This is a genomic window from Photorhabdus africana (assembly GCF_035181445.1).
In the GTDB taxonomy this organism is placed as follows: domain Bacteria; phylum Pseudomonadota; class Gammaproteobacteria; order Enterobacterales; family Enterobacteriaceae; genus Photorhabdus; species Photorhabdus laumondii.
On the sequence record NZ_JAXBVE010000227.1, the window covers coordinates 1 to 312 of the forward strand.

A 312-nucleotide genomic window follows, 5' to 3' on the forward strand; every position below is an offset into this window, starting at 1 on the left:
CGAGGACGGCGGCGAAATCAATCGCCGGGTCGGCGCTGGCTAAACTGACGGTCAGCGTGAACGGGGTGGAGAGGGCTTCGTGCAGGGTAAAGCCGGCCACCACAAAGGTGTGCGGCGGCAGGCCGCCGGCGGTGAGGGTAAACTGTAACCCGCCGGCGCTTTGCGGACGCAGCCGGTCAGCGATTTGTTGTGCGAGGTTGCCGGCGTCGGCGGTTTTTTTCTGAAATGACATCTAAGGGTTCCTTCTCTGAATTTACGGGCGGTTTTTCTCAGGGAGCGCGGTCAGGCCGGCGGCCTGCTGCAACGCGTAAT

1 pseudogene is annotated in these 312 nt (G+C 62.5%); it reads right to left on the bottom strand.

Going from position 1 to position 312, the window contains the following annotated elements:
• Nucleotides 1-232, bottom strand: a pseudogene (locus SLS51_RS23520) (type VI secretion system Vgr family protein); the annotation flags it as partial.
• Between the last annotated feature and the right edge of the window lie 80 nt (nt 233-312).